Annotated in this window: 1 protein-coding gene; it reads left to right on the forward strand. The window is 51.5% G+C overall.

What is annotated here, in order from left to right:
* The first annotated feature begins 157 nt into the window (after positions 1-157).
* A complete protein-coding gene (locus tag Q0620_RS01135) occupies positions 158-1,051 on the forward strand; it encodes a DMT family transporter (RefSeq protein WP_298782859.1) in 894 nt (297 codons plus the stop codon).
* Positions 1,052-1,131: the final 80 nt, after the last annotated feature.

Raw genomic sequence — 1,131 nt, forward strand, 5'->3', positions numbered from 1 at the left:
CCCAAAAAGACGAGCCGAAAACTTAAAACGAGCTAGGCGCTAAAATTTAACTCGCGATTTTAAAATCCTAAATTCCAAATCGCTCCGCCAAAATTTAGCCTATTTTTTACCTAAAATTTCGTAAAATTACGACTTTAAATTTTCAAAAAGGACGCAGATGAATAAAAGTTTGGAATTTAGAGCCGACATCGGAATGCTCTTCGTGGCGATCGCTTTTGGGCTCGGGTATCTGCCCACCTCGCAGGCGCTTGCGAGCAACAACGTCTTCGTGCTGCTATTTTGGCGCTTTTTCGCCGCGAGCATCATCGCAGGCGCGATATTTTTCCCCAAGCTCAAAGCGCTCACTTCGCGCGAGATCAAGCACGGCGCGGTACTTAGCCTGTTTTTATTCGCGGGTTTTACGTCGCAGACCTTCGCTTTTAAATTTGCGCAAAGCTCCTCCGTGGCGTTCATCATCGGCCTAAACGTCGCGCTCGTGCCCTTCATCGCCGCAGCGCTGTTTAGGCATAAAATTTACTCCTACGCCTACGCGGGCATCGCGCTTGCGATCGCTGGGCTATATCTTATCGGCGACACGCAGCTAGGCCTCGGCAAGGGCGAAGCGCTGGCGTTAGTCTGCGCGTGCGCGTATTCGTTTCACATCGTGCTGACCAACCGCTTCGTTCAAAGCTGCGACGTAGCGGGCATCGCCTACGTACAGATCCTCTGCCTAAGCGCGCTTTGCTGCTTTGCGACGATCTTTTTCGAAAAGGTCAGCATCGTGCCGGTGATGGACCGAAGCTTTTTCGTCGCGATGGCGGTGATCTGCCTGCTGGGAACGGTTTTTGGCTTTTTTGCGCAGGCCTTGATGCAGAAATACACGACACCCGTAAAAACCGCTCTGTTTTTCACGCTAGAGCCCGTAACGGCGGGCATTATGGGGGTATTCGTGGGCGGCGAGAGGCTAAGCGCGATGCAAATTTTAGGCGCGGCGCTCATCCTCGCGGGCGTTTTGATAAGCGAGATCGGAAGCTACCTCAGCGCAAAACGGAGCAGATCCGCAGACGTTTGATTTTGCGGTGCCATAAAATTCCGCGCCGCATAAAATTTGCACGCGAAATTCCTTGCCGAAAAAATTCTGCGTCTTAAAAT

The sequence above is a fragment of the uncultured Campylobacter sp. genome (assembly GCF_938017615.1).
Taxonomy (GTDB): domain Bacteria; phylum Campylobacterota; class Campylobacteria; order Campylobacterales; family Campylobacteraceae; genus Campylobacter_B.